At 56.3% G+C, this 302-nt stretch carries 1 protein-coding gene; it reads left to right on the top strand.

The features are described 5' to 3' along the window. Positions 1 to 302, top strand: a 302-nt coding sequence (locus tag G9G53_RS25895; protein ID WP_238796336.1) for a hypothetical protein, incomplete at both ends; no start/stop codon positions are given.

Here is a 302-nt window from a genome sequence, read left to right as displayed (position 1 = left end):
CAAGGAGTTCAAGGAGCCCAAGGTGATCAAGGACCTCAAGGAGTCCAAGGCGACCAAGGACCTCAGGGTGTTCAAGGAGTCCAAGGCGACCAAGGACCTCAGGGTGTTCAGGGCGTTCAAGGTGACCAAGGACCTCAGGGTGTTCAGGGCGTACAAGGCGACCAAGGACCTCAAGGAGTTCAAGGACCACAAGGTGACCAAGGACCTCAAGGAGTCCAAGGCGATCAAGGACCTCAAGGAGTTCAAGGTGTTCAAGGCGACCAAGGACCACAGGGTGTTCAAGGAGTTCAAGGCGACCAAGG

The sequence above is a fragment of the Paenibacillus sp. EKM206P genome, assembly GCF_011066155.1.
In the GTDB taxonomy this organism is placed as follows: domain Bacteria; phylum Bacillota; class Bacilli; order Paenibacillales; family Paenibacillaceae; genus Paenibacillus; species Paenibacillus polymyxa_D.
The sequence above is the reverse complement of the archived record's forward strand: the minus strand, read 5'-3'. Positions and strand labels throughout refer to the sequence as shown.